Genomic DNA, 14,521 nt, shown 5'->3' on the forward strand with positions numbered 1-14,521 from the left:
AAGCGCAACAGACAGACCTCTGTTGCGCTTTGTTTTTTTAACGGTACTGAGATTTGAAATAATATATCACCACTACCAGCGTCCCGAAGTCCTGCAATAGCCAGAATGGAAAACTGTCACTCAGTATATCAGCACCGGTAAGAATAAATTTCATGTTTAAGCTGCTCTCACCAAAAAAACCAAAGGCGAGGGCGGCTAAGCCAATTTTACACATTACCGGCAGGGCATGGACTCTTCGGCTATAGGCGGCAAACAAAATCAGCAGCGATGTTATCAGGTCGACGAAGATAATAAAGGGAAGCACCCAGCCATTCATTATGTTAAGCATTTATTCTCCATCGGGTTTGTTGTGGGTTAAATCAGGCGGAGAAAGTGATTCATGTCTGACTTTACTTTTGATGACGCTTGCAACATCAAAAATATCGCGTTGTTCATGCCGGCGAAAAAAGTTTGCCAGCCAGACGATCAGGCCATTACTCATTGCCCCGAGGATATACCCTAAACCAAGCGTGATATCGGCCTGATTAAGGTCTATCTTTAACCAGCGGGCTGCTAATCCACCTAATGCGACGGCCGCACCCATGCTGATTCCACCAAAAATAATGCCTGCCATAAATCGGCTGTGCTGGTGCAATCGCTGCGGTTGCCAGAAAAACGAGATACTGACGCCGCCAAATAAACCTGAAAAAGCCAGCAAGGCTTCACTGATGAGGGTCGGGAGATAGATGTCAGACATACGTTCATCCTCTGCAAGGATAAATCCCCTCGGAAAAGGGGATTTATTATCGTAACGGGCGCTTATTATTGGCAGGGATCCAGCTCAACAATATGCTGATACTTATCGGTTGTAATAAAGCGCTGTTGCCCTGACAGGCTGTAAATCAAACGCTTGGGAGAGCGATACCCCTTCACGACATCCACATCCGCGCTAAGCCATGGCTGACTGGCAGGAAGAGCGCGATGGCTGTATTTATCGCCACCGATCCATTTTTGATGGGTGAGTTTCACTCCCCAAAGCGATTCGCTTTCACTTCCCGACCAGCCGAGGCGTTTAGCCTCCTCCGAGGTGATATAGCGATCGGGCAGGCGCCCAAAATTTTTTATATGACGAAGCGTTGTCGCCAGATCGGTCACGTTATTGACGGGCACCATACCCTGAGAAGATAAAAAGGCGTTGGCTTCCTTTATTTCCTCTTCGCAGGTTGGCATGGCGGCGGTTGCCTGTAACACGGTGAATAACGAAACAGACAGTACGGCCATTTTCACTATGGATAGTGGTTTCATTGTAATTTTCCTGTTGAATTAACTAAGAAATAGCTTCATTTCCGCTTCACGGCGTCGGGTAAGCCCGGTCAAAACCTTACCACCTGCCTTATTCCAGCTTTTGAACTGCAGTGCGGCGCCCTGGATATCGCCTGCGTTGAATTTTTTGAGCAGCGTGGATTTCTTTAAATTGCCCACGCCAAGGTTGAAGGCGAACGAAACCAGCGCGTCGAATTGGTTCTGTGTCGAAGCGCTGCTCAGTAGTTTTTTCACGCCGTCCTCGGTGCGTTTCAGATCTTTGCGCAGCAGATCTTTGGCTTCACCGGTGGTAATTTTGGTGAGCTTTTCCATTTCCTCTTTGAGGATCAAATGGCCGTAGCCGATGGTCCATAAACCTACGGCATCGCGATAACGCTCCAGCCTCAGCCCTTCAAACTGGCAAATAAGCTGAATGCCCTTGTCACCTGTACGTTCTGGTTGTTTTTGCATTAGGGAGTCTCCTCTGCTTTCGGACGGGGAATCACCTTGTTGGTGTATTCGTCAATCAAACGCATGACGCTTTCCGGTGGCTCAAGTGCGGTAAATTGCATCTCTACATCGACGTGGCGGCTGTCACGCCCGCCTTTGTTATCGCTGGAAGGCGAAAGGCTGACGTGAAAGCGGCCAAATTCGTTTTCACCGGACTGGCGGGAAGGCGCCTGCATGCCTTCCGTACGGATCGTCAGGTTGACCTTCATCTTTTCCAGCATCAGCCCGCGCGGTGTCGAAAGCGCGACTAAGGGCAGGTCAAAGTAGTGCTTTTCATCCAGCGCCAGCTGTACCGTGCGTGGAATTAACGAACCGTCTTCTGCGGGTTCGAAAAAGGGATCCAGCGCCTTCATATACTGCTGAGCAATCAGTTCGTTGGCCGCAGTGGCCGCGTACTGCATCCCACGCGTGATATCTTCAAGCGAGATCGGCACGCCGGGAATATCGGCTGGAGGCGCTGGAGGCGTGTTTTCCTGTGCCGGCGGCGTGCCTTGATCCTCTTTGCCCGCCCTGTTTTCCGGCTCCTCATCCTTGCCGCCGCGCAGCCATTTTTTAAAAGACATATTTCGCTCCTGGAAAAAGGGCTACCCGGGTAGCCCCTGCGTTACGGAATCGCACGTATGTCGCGGCGTGGAAGATTATTGCGCGGCGACAGGCTTGGTTTTGGCGTTGGTCAGGTAATCAATCACGCGCTGCAGAGCTTCAGGTGGCTCCTGGCGTTTAATCTGGGTATGAATGGAATATTTCGCGCGTGTATCGGTCGAACGGGTCTGCTCCGATTTATGGGAGACTTTGCCGGTCATTTTCGCTTTGAATACGCCCCAGCCGACGGACGCTTCCACGGAGGCCTCCGCTTCGGTGCTGCTGGAACTGGCTTCGCTCTGGCTCACTTCCAGCTCAAAGTCGATAGTGCCGTCCTCGATGCAGATGATGGGGTGGGTGACCGCCGCCAGGAGCGGAATACTCATCTTGCGGGTCACGCTACCTTTATTGACCCCCTGTTCGTCTACCACGGTTTCGTCGTAATCGAACTCGATCGCGACAGCTTTGCCGTCTTTAATACAGACGGAGAGCAGAAAGTCGGTATAGGCCTTGCTCGCCTGGACCTGTGCTTTGATCATCGCCTGCAGCGGACCGCCGATCATATGTTCCAGCGGCAGGGCGTTAATAACTGAACCAATAAATTGTGAATCCATGATGTGAACTCCTTGAATCAGTGAATGCGCGGTTGCGCAGGAGCCACATTACGGAAAGCGAGAAGGGGAAAATATTGGGTAAATGTCATGGCGAGAGGACGCAAAAAACCTATGCCGATCGCAGGATAATCTTAAGGGGTGGTGTTGAGTGATATTCCAGTTTATTGTTGAAATCCCTGCCTCATCGAATTCCGGAGAACCATCGCGTGTTTCAGAAAGTTGACGCCTATGCCGGCGACCCTATCCTCTCCTTAATGGAGCGTTTCAAAGAAGATCCTCGCAGCGACAAAGTGAATCTCAGCATCGGTCTGTACTACAACGAGGATGGCATCATTCCTCAATTAAAAGCCGTTGCCGAAGCCGAAACGCGTCTGAACGCTGTTCCACACGGTGCTTCTCTTTATCTGCCGATGGAAGGCTTAAACGCCTACCGCAACACCATCGCACCGTTGCTGTTTGGTGCCGATCACGCGGTGCACGCGCAAAAACGTGTGGCGACCATCCAGACGCTGGGCGGCTCGGGTGCGCTGAAAGTGGGTGCAGACTTCCTGAAAAAATATTTCCCGGATTCAGGCGTGTGGGTCAGTGACCCGACGTGGGAAAACCACGTTGCGATCTTCGAGGGCGCAGGTTTCAACGTGGCGACCTATCCGTGGTTCGACAGCGAAACGAACGGCGTGCGCGTCGAAGCGCTGCTGGAAAAACTGAACACCCTGCCGGCGCGCAGCATTGTGCTGCTGCACCCATGCTGCCATAACCCGACCGGTGCGGATCTCACCAACGCCCAGTGGGATGCGGTGATTGAGGTACTGAAAGCCCGCGACCTGATTCCGTTCCTCGACATCGCCTACCAGGGCTTTGGCGCGGGTATGGAAGAAGATGCTTACGCCATCCGCGCCGTGGCCAGCGCCGGGCTGCCAGCGCTGGTCAGCAACTCCTTCTCTAAAATCTTCTCCCTGTACGGTGAACGCGTTGGCGGTCTGTCCGTGGTCTGTGAAGACGCCGAAGCGGCGGGTCGCGTGCTCGGCCAGCTGAAGGCGACGGTACGCCGCATTTACTCCAGCCCGCCAAACTTTGGTGCGCAGGTGGTGGCGACGGTTCTCGGTGACGAACAGCTGAAAGCGTCCTGGCTTGCCGAAGTGGAAGCGATGCGTAAGCGCATCCTGTCCATGCGACAGGAGCTGGTTAACGTGCTGAAAGAGGCGGTGCCGGGGCATAACTTCGGCTATCTGCTCAAGCAGCGCGGGATGTTCAGCTATACCGGTCTGAGCGCGGCGCAGGTCGATCGTCTGCGTGAAGAGTTCGGCGTCTACCTGATCGCCAGCGGCCGTATGTGCGTGGCGGGACTGAATGCCAGCAACGTTCATCGCGTGGCGCAGGCCTTTGCTGCTGTAATGTAAGTACTTACTATTCGCTTCCCCCTCTCCCTGTAGGAGAGGGGCGGGGTGAGGGCATCTGGCCGCACAGAAACCTTGCCCGGTGGCGCTTCGCTTACCGGGCCTGCGGGCTGGGTGTTCTCCCTCTCCCTATGGGAGAGGGCTGGGGTGAGGGCATCTGGTCGCACAAAAACCTTGCCCGGCGCTTTGTGATCGTCTTCTTTTTATTCAGCTTCATAAGCAAAAACTCCTTCCCTTCACCTCCCGCTGGGGTTATGGTCGGATAGTTTTTTGACCATCTACTCAAATTAAAACGATAACAAACTGAATATTCAGGGGAAAATATGCGCAAGATCACACTGGCGCTCAGCGCCGCCTGCTTATTGTTCTCGCTTAATAGCGCCGTCGTCGCGCGAGCTTCTGCCCCGACGCCGCTTTACACCGGCACCACCGCCGCCATTCTCGCCGAGCAGGCACCCATTCACTGGGTTTCCGTGGCCCAAATCGAAAACAGCCTGATCGGCCGCCCGCCAATGGCCGTGGGTTTTGACATTGACGATACAGTGCTGTTCTCAAGCCCCGGCTTCTGGCGCGGGAAGAAAACGTATTCACCCGACAGCGAAGCGTATCTGAAGAACCCGGAATTCTGGGAAAAAATGAATAACGGTTGGGACGAATTCAGCATCCCGAAAGAGGTTGCCCGTGCGCTTATTGCCATGCACGTGAAGCGCGGTGACAGCATCTACTTTGTTACCGGCCGCAGTCAGACCAAAACCGAAACCGTCTCTAAAACGCTGCAGGATGATTTCCAGATCCCGGCAACCAGCATGAATCCGGTCATTTTTGCCGGTGACAAAGAAGGGCAAAACACCAAAACCCAGTGGCTGGAAAAGAAAAATATCAAAGTATTCTACGGCGATTCGGATAACGACATCACCGCCGCGCATGACGTGGGAGCCAGAGGGATCAGGGTGTTGCGCGCCTCTAACTCGACCTATCGACCGCTTCCGATGGCCGGAAAGTTTGGCGAAGAGGTGATCGTCAATTCGGAGTATTAAGTGCATGGCAGCGGGTTTGACTCTTTTTTAATCAAATCTCGCTGCTGCGGGTTTTACCTTTCGTCTTCTTGCTGCACACTTAGAAAGATTCATCTTTCATCACGGAGCAGCACATGTGGTACCAACAGACCCTGACCTTAAGCGCTAAACCACGCGGATTTCACCTGGTGACGGATGAAGTCATCGGGCAACTCCGCGACCTGTCGCGGGTGAAAACGGGTTTGCTGCATCTGCTGCTTCAGCACACGTCCGCCTCTCTCACGCTTAATGAAAATTGCGATCCCACCGTCCGGTCCGACATGGAGCACCATTTTCTGAAGAGCGTCCCGGACAACGCGCCTTACGAGCATGACTATGAGGGGGCGGACGATATGCCTTCGCATATTAAATCCTCCCTGCTGGGCGTATCGTTGATGCTGCCGGTTCACAACGGGCGGTTGCTGTTGGGAACGTGGCAGGGGATCTGGCTGGGAGAGCATCGCATTCACGGTGGTTCGCGTAAAATTATCGCCACGCTACAAGGGGAATAAAGATGACAATTTCGGAGATACTACAGTACTGCATGAGCAAGCCCGGCGCGGAGCAGAGCGTCCACAGCGACTGGAAAGCCACGCAGATTAAGGTGGGTGATGTGCTGTTTGCGATGGTGAAAGAGGTGGAAGGCCGTCCGGCGGCGTCGCTGAAAACCAGCCCTGAACTGGCGGATTTGCTACGTCAACAGCATGATGACGTGAGGCCGAGCAAGCACCTCAATAAGGCGCACTGGAGCACCGTCTATCTGGATGGATCGATTCCTGGCTCGCAGATTTACTACCTGGTGGACGCGTCCTATCAGCAGGCGGTTGAGCTGCTGCCGGAAACCACCCGACAGCAACTCTCCGTGTGACAATTACAGCAACGGTTTAAGGAAGCGCGCGGTGTGCGACGCTTCGCACTCTGCAACGGTCTCTGGCGTACCGGAGACGAGAATTTCACCGCCGCCGCTGCCGCCTTCCGGACCGAGATCGACAATCCAGTCCGCGGTTTTAATCACGTCCAGGTTATGCTCGATGACCACGATAGTGTTGCCCTGGTCTCTGAGCTGATGCAGAACCTCGAGCAGCTGCTGGATATCGGCAAAGTGCAGGCCGGTGGTTGGCTCATCCAGGATGTACAGCGTCTGACCGGTGCCGCGTTTTGACAGTTCACGCGCCAGCTTCACGCGCTGCGCTTCACCGCCGGACAGCGTGGTGGCGGACTGTCCCAGACGAATGTAGGTCAGGCCTACGTCCATCAGCGTCTGCAGCTTACGCGCCAGCGCAGGGACGGCATCAAAGAATTCGCGCGCCTCTTCGATGGTCATGTCCAGCACTTCGTGGATGGTCTTGCCCTTGTACTTAATCTCCAGCGTTTCGCGGTTATAGCGCTTGCCTTTGCACTGGTCGCACGGCACGTAGATATCCGGCAGGAAGTGCATCTCAACCTTGATCACGCCGTCGCCCTGGCACGCTTCGCAGCGACCACCGCGAACGTTAAAGCTGAAACGTCCTGGCGTATAGCCGCGGGAGCGCGCTTCCGGCACACCGGCGAACAGTTCACGTACGGGCGTAAAGACGCCGGTATAGGTTGCCGGGTTAGAGCGCGGGGTACGGCCAATCGGGCTCTGGTCAATGTCGATAACCTTATCGAAATGCTCCAGCCCCTGGATGTCGCGGTACGGTGCAGGCTCGGCCAGCGTCGCGCCGTTCAGCGCCGTCTGCGCAATCGGGAACAGCGTATCGTTGATCAGCGTCGATTTACCGGAACCGGACACGCCGGTGATGCAGGTAAACAGGCCAACCGGCAGCGTCAGGGTGACGTCTTTCAGGTTGTTGCCGCGCGCGCCGGTCAGCTTCAGCACTTTTTCCGGGTTCGCCGCCACGCGCTGTTTTGGTACTTCAATCTTGCGCTTGCCGCTCATGAACTGACCGGTCAGCGATTCGGGTACCGCCATGATGTCCTTCAGCGTCCCTTCAGCAACCACCTGCCCGCCGTGCACGCCAGCGCCTGGGCCAATGTCGATCACGTGGTCAGCGGCGCGAATGGCGTCTTCGTCGTGCTCGACCACAATCACCGTGTTGCCGAGGTTGCGCAGGTGGACCAGCGTGCCGAGCAGGCGCTCGTTGTCGCGCTGGTGCAGGCCGATGGACGGCTCGTCCAGCACGTACATCACGCCCACCAGGCCCGCGCCAATCTGGCTCGCCAGACGGATACGCTGGGCTTCACCGCCGGAGAGCGTTTCTGCCGAGCGGGAAAGCGTCAGGTAGTTCAGGCCGACGTTCACGAGGAACTTCAGGCGATCGCCAATCTCTTTCAGCACTTTTTCGGCGATTTTCGCGCGCTGGCCGGAGAGCTTCAGGTTGTTGAAGAAGTCCATCGCGTGGCCGATGCTCATGTCTGAGATGGTCGGCAGCGCCGTGTTTTCCACAAACACGTGGCGCGCTTCGCGACGCAGACGCGTGCCCTCACAGGTTGCGCAGGAGCGGTTGCTGATGAATTTCGCCAGCTCCTCGCGCACCGCGCTGGATTCGGTCTCTTTGTAGCGGCGCTCCATGTTGTGCAGCACCCCTTCGAACGGGTGGCGACGCACGGAGGTATCGCCGCGATCGTTCATATACTTGAACTCGATGTTCTCTTTGCCGGAACCGAACAGGATCACTTTGTGCACGTTCGGGGTCAGGCTCGCCCACGGGGCTTCGACGTCGAACTTGTAGTGCTCCGCCAGCGATTTCAGCATCTGGAAGTAATAGAAGTTACGCTTGTCCCAGCCGCGAATGGCGCCGCCCGCCAGGGACAGCTCCGGATTCTGGATCACGCGGTCCGGGTCGAAATACTGCTGCACGCCCAGACCGTCACACGTCGGGCACGCGCCCGCCGGGTTGTTGAATGAGAACAGGCGCGGCTCAAGCTCGCGCATGCTGTAGCCGCAAATCGGGCAGGCGAAGTTGGCGGAGAAGAGCAGCTCTTCCGCTTTTGGGTCGTCCATATCGGAGACCACGGCCGTGCCGCCAGAGAGTTCCAACGCCGTTTCAAAGGATTCCGCCAGGCGCGTGGCGAGATCGTCGCGCACCTTGAAGCGGTCAATCACCACCTCGATGGTGTGCTTCTTCTGCAGTTCCAGCTTGGGCGGGTCGGACAGGTCACACACCTCGCCGTCAATACGGGCGCGGATATAGCCCTGGCTTGCCAGGTTTTCCAGCGTTTTGGTGTGTTCGCCCTTACGCTCTTTAATGATTGGCGCCAGCAGCATCAGGCGTTTGCCTTCCGGCTGCGACAGCACGTTATCCACCATCTGGCTCACGGTCTGTGCCGCCAGCGGGACGTCGTGGTCCGGGCAGCGCGGCTCGCCCACGCGGGCATACAGCAGACGCAGGTAGTCATGAATTTCGGTAATGGTACCGACCGTTGAACGCGGGTTATGCGAGGTGGACTTCTGCTCAATAGAGATAGCAGGGGACAACCCTTCAATGTGGTCGACATCCGGTTTTTCCATCAGCGACAGGAACTGACGCGCGTACGCAGAGAGCGATTCAACGTAACGACGCTGTCCTTCGGCATACAGAGTGTCGAAAGCCAGTGAGGATTTGCCAGACCCCGAAAGCCCGGTCACGACAATGAGTTTGTCGCGAGGGATTATGAGGTTGATATTCTTGAGATTGTGGGTGCGGGCGCCCCGAACTTCGATCTTATCCATTCACCTTTCCCGGTTGGAACACGGATTGCCTGGTTTGTTTGAAGGACAAACGGCTGTCAGAAACGGCTAATTATGACACAATTTGACCTGTTTGAATATACAGTATTGGAATGCATTTTCTGATTGGTTGTGTAACAATGTCGAGTTCGCGAGAGATTTCTGAACCGACTACGCAACTATGCAAATTGCGGCGTGGAAATGGTACACTCGCGCGTTTACACTATTAAGAAACGTATTCAGGAGACACGAACATGGCCAGCAGAGGCGTAAACAAGGTGATTCTCGTCGGTAATCTGGGCCAGGACCCGGAAGTACGCTACATGCCGAGTGGTGGCGCAGTTGCCAACATTACGCTGGCTACTTCCGAATCCTGGCGTGATAAAGCGACCGGTGAGATGAAAGAGCAGACCGAATGGCACCGTGTAGTGCTGTTTGGCAAACTGGCAGAAGTGGCCGGTGAGTATCTGCGTAAAGGTTCTCAGGTCTATATCGAAGGCCAGCTGCGTACCCGCAAATGGACCGATCAGTCCGGCGCTGAGAAGTACACCACGGAAGTCGTGGTCAACGTGGGCGGCACCATGCAGATGCTGGGTGGCCGTCAGGGCGGTGGCGCACCGGCAGGTGGCGGTCAGAGCCAGCAGCAGGGCGGTTGGGGTCAGCCTCAGCAGCCGCAGGGCGGCAACCAGTTCAGCGGCGGCGCGCAGTCTCGTCCGCAGCAGCAGTCTGCTCCGGCACCGTCTAACGAACCGCCAATGGATTTCGACGACGACATTCCGTTCTGATTTCCGCGCGCTGAAAACAAAAAACCCAGACTAGCGTCTGGGTTTTTTTATTCCGGAAGGGATCAGGTAATCACCATCGGCCAGTCTGGCGGCGTGTGGCTCATCGCCTCAACCATCACCACTTTAATATTTTCCCAGACGGCGGCGATATCCAGCAGGGTGATGCCAAGCAGGCCCGTTGCAAACCAGCAGGCTGCGCCCAGCCCCAGCAGGGTGCTGATGACAGCAAGACCCGCATAGTCAGATTTACGAAACTGAATGTTCAGCGTGCTGGCTAAAAACATCAGTACCGCACTCAACAAAGGCCAGCGCAGGAGAACCATGCTGGTGGTAATGGTTGCCATAAAACCCATCCTCTATAAAACAGACGAACTGAATGAAACGGTGTTTCTCGTTACAAAATATGTGTGAACTATATCACATTTGTTGATTTATTCGCCAGTATCTGTGCGATCAAAAAAGAGGATTTTATTCCTCAGGAAAGGCGATTGAGCAGGCAGACCCGGCCTCGGCGCATGAGAAGGCAGACCCACTGCGTGCAGGAAGCACCCTTCGGGCAAGTGGGACTAACTCAAATTCAGTTCTTATAAGTGGGGACATTATTCTGTGCCAATCCTGAAAATAGTGTGGCGAAGACTGATTATTTATAAATCAACGAACACAATATCTCAGAGCAAATAGCATAAAACGTCATGGTGAAGTTGTACTTTTTTCATGCTGTCAGACATTTGGCTTAATCAACGATCGTCTGTTGTGTTATCTTCCCGCCTGCCCCGGCGGGCTGGATAATTATTTTCCTTAATTGAAACGGAACGAATACTTACAGTTTAACTTACGGGAAAATATTATCGTCATAACGAAATTTAAGATTTTTAATACTAAAAGTCAGTTGCTAACTTCGCATGATTCATGCAACGTAATCACCTGTTTAACAAAGCATCCGGCCTTCATTACTACAGGCGTACAACATGCAGGGATATAGGGCGGGAAATGAATCGTAGCGCGCGGCGCAAAATGCTCAGGGTGGTAGGGATCATCATGGTAGTTATGCTGCCGGTGATGCTTGCGCTATGGTTTGCCCAGCTACGAGCCGTGTCTGAAACAAGCGCCCAGCTACGCACATTTGCTGAACTGGCTTTAGACAAAACAGAGCTGGTTATTCAACAGGTTGAGCTGGCCAGGGACGAGGCTGTAAAATATCAGGGCGAGCTTTGCACGCCGGGACACCGTCAATATATGCTGAACGTTGTTCGTGGCCGCCTGTTTGTCGCCGATTTAATTTACGCTGAAGGTCAGAATTTTCTTTGTTCGACCGTTTTTACACCGGATCACCCCTACGCCATTCCTGTCGCTAATTACACGCGTAAACCAGACGTCGCTATCTATTATTATCGCGATACCCCATTTTATACTGGCTATAAAATGACATATATGCAGCGCGGAAATTATGTGGTGGTCGTCAACCCGCTTTCATACAGCGAAGTCATGTCCGCGGATCATTCTCTCTCCTGGGGTGTGTACGACACGGTAACCAATGCTTTCTTTTCGGTCAGTCAGAAAGCCAATGTTTCTTTATTAAATTCGATGATTCGGGATAAGGAATCGGTATTTCAAAAAGATAACCGCTTTTATACGATCGTAACATCCCCCAAAAGACCAATTGCGGCCATTGTGTCGACATCAAATAAACGCTTTTATGAAACGCTTTATCACCAGGCGACGTTGACGCTACCGCTGGGCATGATCTGCAGCATTATTATTTTGCTGGTATGGTCCCGTACCCATCGTGAGCTCAATTCGCCGGGGCGCTTACTGCACCGGGCGCTGAACAAACGACAGCTTTGCGTCCACTATCAGCCGATTATCGATATCAAGAACAACCGGTGTGTAGGCGCGGAGGCATTGTTACGCTGGCCTGGCTTTAACGGGCAGGTGATGAGCCCGGCTGAATTTATTCCGCTGGCAGAAAATGAAGGTATGAGCGAGCGGATTACGGACTATGTCGTTGAGGAGGTGTTCAACGATCTGGGCCATTTCCTGGCCGAGCATCCGCATCTCTATATTTCGATTAACCTGTCGGCCACGGATTTCCACTCTTCGCGACTGATTGCCATGATTTCCGACAAGGCCCGCCACTACGCCGTCCGTGCGCAGCAAATCAAAATAGAAGTGACGGAGCGCGGTTTTATCGATGTGCCAAAAACCACGCCGGTGATTCAGGCTTTCCGTCAGGCGGGTTACGAAGTCGCGATCGATGATTTCGGTACCGGCTACTCGAACCTGCACAACCTCTACTCGCTGAACGTGGATATTCTGAAAATCGATAAATCGTTTATCGATACCTTAACGACCAACAGCACCAGCCACCTGATCGCCGAGCACATTATCGAGATGGCGCAGAGCCTGCGGCTGAAAACCATTGCGGAAGGGGTAGAAACGGCAGAGCAGGTGAGCTGGCTGTTGAAGCGCGGCGTCCAGTTTTGTCAGGGATGGCACTTCGCGAAAGCGATGCCGCCCCAGGAATTTATGACCTGGCAGCAGCAGCCTTTGCACTGAGGGTGATTAATTCAACTGGTGGCGATAGTCGCTCGGCGTGCGGTCAAACTCGCGGCGAAACACGCGGGAAAAGGTTTGTTGCGATACATAGCCCAAATCCATCGCGATATCAAAAATGGGCCGCTGCGTTGAGCGTAGCGCCTGCGCCGCCAGCAGCAGTCTGCGCTGGCGAATGTACTCACCCAGCGTCTGATGCATGACCGTGCGGAACATTCTCTGTAAATACCATTTCGAATAGCCCGACTTTTTAGCGACCACATCAATGTTCAACGGTTGGTCGATATGGTCATCAATCCATTCAATAAGCGTCTGAATAATCTGCTGATGCGACATAAGGTTGCCCCTCTGTAGATACAACTATCTCGGTTAATTCGTCGTTTTCTCTGCGGGGGAGTATAATTCCTCAAGTTAACTTGAGGTAAAGAGGTTTTATGGAAAAGAGATTGCCGCGAATTAAAGCGCTTTTAACTCCCGGTGAAGTGGCGAAGCGAAGCGGCGTTGCGGTATCGGCGCTCCACTTCTATGAAAGTAAAGGGTTAATCAAGAGCATCCGTAACGGGGGCAACCAGCGCCGCTATACCCGCGACGTGCTCCGCTACGTGGCGATTATTAAAATTGCGCAACGAATCGGAATTCCCCTGGCCACGATCGGCGAGGCGTTTGGCGTGCTGCCGGAAGGGCATACGCTTAGCCCGAAAGAGTGGAAAGAGCTGTCGTCCCAGTGGCGTGAAGAGCTGGACCGGCGTATTCATACGCTGGTCGTCCTGCGTGATGAGCTGGACGGTTGTATCGGCTGCGGCTGTCTGTCGCGTAGCGATTGTCCGTTGCGTAACCCTGGCGACAGGCTGGGCGAGCAGGGGACGGGGGCGCGGCTGCTGGAAGAGGATTGAGTTTGTGCGGCCGGCAAAAAGCATTATAAAGAACTAAAGCGCCACATAAGGGCGCTTTAGTTTTTCCCGGTCTTTGTCTTTCACTCTATCCCGCTGGTTCACGGGAGGGTTTCCCCCGACGTCAGCACCCCTCAGTGTCGAGCTGGTTGGGGAGGTTCCGGATTGTGCTGACACTTTAATTCTATGCAAGACCCGTTTTTTCGCCAGCCTCACCGACCGTTTTTTAGACGAATTTTTTTCGCGGTGTTGTTCAATTTTCTATAGTTAAAAAGTATGAATAACAGGAGAAAGCCATGCTCACGGTACACCACCTTAACCAGTCGCGCTCGCACCGCGTGATTTGGGCGCTGGAAGAACTCGGCCTGCCTTATGAGATCGTCCACTACCAGCGTGAAAAGAACATGCTGGCGCCGGAGGCTCTCAAAAAGGTGCATCCGTTGGGTAAATCACCGGTCATCGAAGATAACGGGCTGATCCTTGCGGAGTCTGGCGCCATCCTGGAATATCTGCAGGAAACGTACGATGCCGAGTCACGCCTTAAGCCTTTAGATCCGGCACATAAGGTGCAATACCGTTTCTGGCTGCATTACGCCGAAGGATCGCTGATGCCGCTGCTGTTAATGAAGCTGGTCTTCAACAGCCTCGGCAAGCCGCCGGTGCCGTTTGGTATCAGAACCCTGGGCAAAGCGCTGGGGCAGGGGGTGCAGAAAGCGTATCTCAACCGTCAGCTGGAGACCCATGCGCGCTTTATTGAGTCACATCTTGCCGAAAACAGCTGGTTTGCCGGGCATTCGCTCAGCATGGCCGATATCCAGATGAGCTTTCCGATCTTTGCGCTGCTGGCGCGCGGCGGTATCGCTAATCTGCCGCATATTCAGGCTTGGAAGACAAAAGTTGAGAACACCCCAGGCTGGCAAAGAACCCTGGAACAGGGTGGCCCATTATCTATCCCGGGCGAGGACTGAAATGTAAACAAATTGCGCATAGACGATAACGTTTGCGCATCCTCTGTTTATTTCTTCAGCGTCATAAGTGAATTTTAGCGAAAAACGAGAAAGTTCAGTTGAAAAGGGCGGGGATTACGCTAGATAATCGTTTGCCTTAATTTGACCACCCGTTTGTAAGCGCGGAGCTAAACGTTTGCTTTTTTTGTGACGCCC

The 14,521-nt window shown here is 54.0% G+C and carries 17 protein-coding genes; 8 read left to right on the top strand and 9 right to left on the bottom strand.

Translation table 11 applies throughout. The features are described 5' to 3' along the window. Window positions 1-37: 37 nt before the first annotated feature. From ACOTZB_RS20310 to ACOTZB_RS20335, 6 genes are all read right to left on the bottom strand, one after another. Window positions 38-328, bottom strand: a complete 291-nt coding sequence (locus ACOTZB_RS20310) for a hypothetical protein (RefSeq protein ID WP_032662594.1) — start codon at window positions 326-328, stop codon at window positions 38-40. After that, a complete protein-coding gene (locus tag ACOTZB_RS20315) occupies window positions 329-736 on the bottom strand; it encodes a hypothetical protein (protein WP_033144411.1) in 408 nt (135 codons plus the stop codon). Between the two features lie 65 nt (window positions 737-801). Beyond that, window positions 802-1,284: a ribonuclease gene (locus ACOTZB_RS20320; protein WP_421628371.1), complete on the bottom strand. Its 483-nt coding sequence runs from the start codon at window positions 1,282-1,284 to the stop codon at window positions 802-804. Window positions 1,285-1,302: 18 nt separating this feature from the next. Continuing rightward, window positions 1,303-1,752 (bottom strand): lysozyme, encoded by a 450-nt coding sequence (locus ACOTZB_RS20325; protein WP_421628373.1) that lies wholly within the window; start codon window positions 1,750-1,752, stop codon window positions 1,303-1,305. Continuing rightward, a complete protein-coding gene (locus tag ACOTZB_RS20330) occupies window positions 1,752-2,354 on the bottom strand; it encodes a DUF2589 domain-containing protein (protein WP_421628375.1) in 603 nt (200 codons plus the stop codon). The genes ACOTZB_RS20325 and ACOTZB_RS20330 overlap by 1 nt, the downstream gene beginning before the upstream one ends. A gap of 75 nt (window positions 2,355-2,429) precedes the next feature. Beyond that, window positions 2,430-2,987 carry a DUF2589 domain-containing protein gene (locus ACOTZB_RS20335; RefSeq protein ID WP_023334176.1) on the bottom strand — a complete coding sequence of 186 codons (558 nt, stop codon included), beginning with the start codon at window positions 2,985-2,987 and terminating at the stop codon, window positions 2,430-2,432. Window positions 2,988-3,193: 206 nt separating this feature from the next. On the opposite strand from ACOTZB_RS20335, the gene tyrB reads away from it, so the two are divergent. From tyrB to ACOTZB_RS20355, 4 genes are all read left to right on the top strand, one after another. Continuing rightward, entirely contained in the window at window positions 3,194-4,387 is a 1,194-nt protein-coding gene (tyrB, locus tag ACOTZB_RS20340; protein ID WP_421628377.1) for an aromatic amino acid transaminase, read from the top strand. A gap of 320 nt (window positions 4,388-4,707) precedes the next feature. Continuing rightward, window positions 4,708-5,421 (top strand): acid phosphatase AphA, encoded by a 714-nt coding sequence (gene aphA, locus ACOTZB_RS20345; protein WP_045355260.1) that lies wholly within the window; start codon window positions 4,708-4,710, stop codon window positions 5,419-5,421. 113 nt (window positions 5,422-5,534) lie between these two features. Continuing rightward, entirely contained in the window at window positions 5,535-5,951 is a 417-nt protein-coding gene (locus tag ACOTZB_RS20350; protein WP_023310052.1) for a secondary thiamine-phosphate synthase enzyme YjbQ, read from the top strand. Window positions 5,952-5,953: 2 nt separating this feature from the next. Continuing rightward, window positions 5,954-6,307 carry an MmcQ/YjbR family DNA-binding protein gene (locus ACOTZB_RS20355; RefSeq protein WP_023310053.1) on the top strand — a complete coding sequence of 118 codons (354 nt, stop codon included), beginning with the start codon at window positions 5,954-5,956 and terminating at the stop codon, window positions 6,305-6,307. Between the two features lie 3 nt (window positions 6,308-6,310). On the opposite strand, the gene uvrA is transcribed toward ACOTZB_RS20355, so the two are convergent. Continuing rightward, on the bottom strand, window positions 6,311-9,133 hold the full coding sequence (gene uvrA, locus ACOTZB_RS20360) for an excinuclease ABC subunit UvrA (protein ID WP_126331174.1): 2,823 nt from the start codon (window positions 9,131-9,133) through the stop codon (window positions 6,311-6,313). A gap of 251 nt (window positions 9,134-9,384) precedes the next feature. Between uvrA and ssb1 the strand changes: the two genes are divergently transcribed. Next, entirely contained in the window at window positions 9,385-9,915 is a 531-nt protein-coding gene (gene ssb1, locus ACOTZB_RS20365; protein ID WP_023310055.1) for a single-stranded DNA-binding protein SSB1, read from the top strand. Window positions 9,916-9,977: 62 nt separating this feature from the next. On the opposite strand, the gene ACOTZB_RS20370 is transcribed toward ssb1, so the two are convergent. Continuing rightward, entirely contained in the window at window positions 9,978-10,259 is a 282-nt protein-coding gene (locus ACOTZB_RS20370; protein ID WP_008503385.1) for a YjcB family protein, read from the bottom strand. A 646-nt stretch (window positions 10,260-10,905) separates the two neighbouring features. Between ACOTZB_RS20370 and ACOTZB_RS20375 the strand changes: the two genes are divergently transcribed. After that, window positions 10,906-12,471 (top strand): EAL domain-containing protein, encoded by a 1,566-nt coding sequence (locus ACOTZB_RS20375; protein WP_047653098.1) that lies wholly within the window; start codon window positions 10,906-10,908, stop codon window positions 12,469-12,471. 6 nt (window positions 12,472-12,477) lie between these two features. Here ACOTZB_RS20375 and soxS read toward each other — a convergent pair whose 3' ends face one another. Continuing rightward, window positions 12,478-12,804, bottom strand: coding sequence for a superoxide response transcriptional regulator SoxS (gene soxS, locus ACOTZB_RS20380; RefSeq protein ID WP_008503387.1), 327 nt, complete (start codon window positions 12,802-12,804; stop codon window positions 12,478-12,480). 98 nt (window positions 12,805-12,902) lie between these two features. On the opposite strand from soxS, the gene soxR reads away from it, so the two are divergent. Continuing rightward, on the top strand, window positions 12,903-13,361 hold the full coding sequence (soxR, locus tag ACOTZB_RS20385) for a redox-sensitive transcriptional activator SoxR (RefSeq protein ID WP_023310057.1): 459 nt from the start codon (window positions 12,903-12,905) through the stop codon (window positions 13,359-13,361). A 293-nt stretch (window positions 13,362-13,654) separates the two neighbouring features. Next, the gene (locus ACOTZB_RS20390; RefSeq protein ID WP_421628383.1) at window positions 13,655-14,326 is read left to right on the top strand and encodes a glutathione S-transferase family protein; all 672 of its coding nucleotides are present in this window, start codon (window positions 13,655-13,657) and stop codon (window positions 14,324-14,326) included. Window positions 14,327-14,521 lie beyond the last annotated feature (195 nt).

This window comes from Enterobacter cloacae complex sp. SHL020 (assembly GCF_049236945.1).
In the GTDB taxonomy this organism is placed as follows: Bacteria; Pseudomonadota; Gammaproteobacteria; order Enterobacterales; family Enterobacteriaceae; genus Enterobacter; species Enterobacter dykesii.

What these genes read in the sequence shown, in the direction of transcription:
- ACOTZB_RS20390 (WP_421628383.1), top strand. Translation starts at nt 13,655, where the DNA reads ATGCTCACGGTACACCACCTTAACCAGTCGCGCTCGCACCGCGTGATT.
- aphA (WP_045355260.1), top strand. Translation starts at nt 4,708, where the DNA reads ATGCGCAAGATCACACTGGCGCTCAGCGCCGCCTGCTTATTGTTCTCG.
- ACOTZB_RS20350 (WP_023310052.1), top strand. Translation starts at nt 5,535, where the DNA reads ATGTGGTACCAACAGACCCTGACCTTAAGCGCTAAACCACGCGGATTT.
- ssb1 (WP_023310055.1), top strand. Translation starts at nt 9,385, where the DNA reads ATGGCCAGCAGAGGCGTAAACAAGGTGATTCTCGTCGGTAATCTGGGC.
- ACOTZB_RS20325 (WP_421628373.1), bottom strand. Translation starts at nt 1,752, where the DNA reads ATGCAAAAACAACCAGAACGTACAGGTGACAAGGGCATTCAGCTTATT.
- ACOTZB_RS20330 (WP_421628375.1), bottom strand. Translation starts at nt 2,354, where the DNA reads ATGTCTTTTAAAAAATGGCTGCGCGGCGGCAAGGATGAGGAGCCGGAA.
- uvrA (WP_126331174.1), bottom strand. Translation starts at nt 9,133, where the DNA reads ATGGATAAGATCGAAGTTCGGGGCGCCCGCACCCACAATCTCAAGAAT.
- ACOTZB_RS20375 (WP_047653098.1), top strand. Translation starts at nt 10,906, where the DNA reads ATGAATCGTAGCGCGCGGCGCAAAATGCTCAGGGTGGTAGGGATCATC.
- ACOTZB_RS20315 (WP_033144411.1), bottom strand. Translation starts at nt 736, where the DNA reads ATGTCTGACATCTATCTCCCGACCCTCATCAGTGAAGCCTTGCTGGCT.
- ACOTZB_RS20310 (WP_032662594.1), bottom strand. Translation starts at nt 328, where the DNA reads ATGCTTAACATAATGAATGGCTGGGTGCTTCCCTTTATTATCTTCGTC.
- soxS (WP_008503387.1), bottom strand. Translation starts at nt 12,804, where the DNA reads ATGTCGCATCAGCAGATTATTCAGACGCTTATTGAATGGATTGATGAC.
- ACOTZB_RS20355 (WP_023310053.1), top strand. Translation starts at nt 5,954, where the DNA reads ATGACAATTTCGGAGATACTACAGTACTGCATGAGCAAGCCCGGCGCG.
- ACOTZB_RS20370 (WP_008503385.1), bottom strand. Translation starts at nt 10,259, where the DNA reads ATGGCAACCATTACCACCAGCATGGTTCTCCTGCGCTGGCCTTTGTTG.
- ACOTZB_RS20320 (WP_421628371.1), bottom strand. Translation starts at nt 1,284, where the DNA reads ATGAAACCACTATCCATAGTGAAAATGGCCGTACTGTCTGTTTCGTTA.
- soxR (WP_023310057.1), top strand. Translation starts at nt 12,903, where the DNA reads ATGGAAAAGAGATTGCCGCGAATTAAAGCGCTTTTAACTCCCGGTGAA.
- ACOTZB_RS20335 (WP_023334176.1), bottom strand. Translation starts at nt 2,987, where the DNA reads ATGGATTCACAATTTATTGGTTCAGTTATTAACGCCCTGCCGCTGGAA.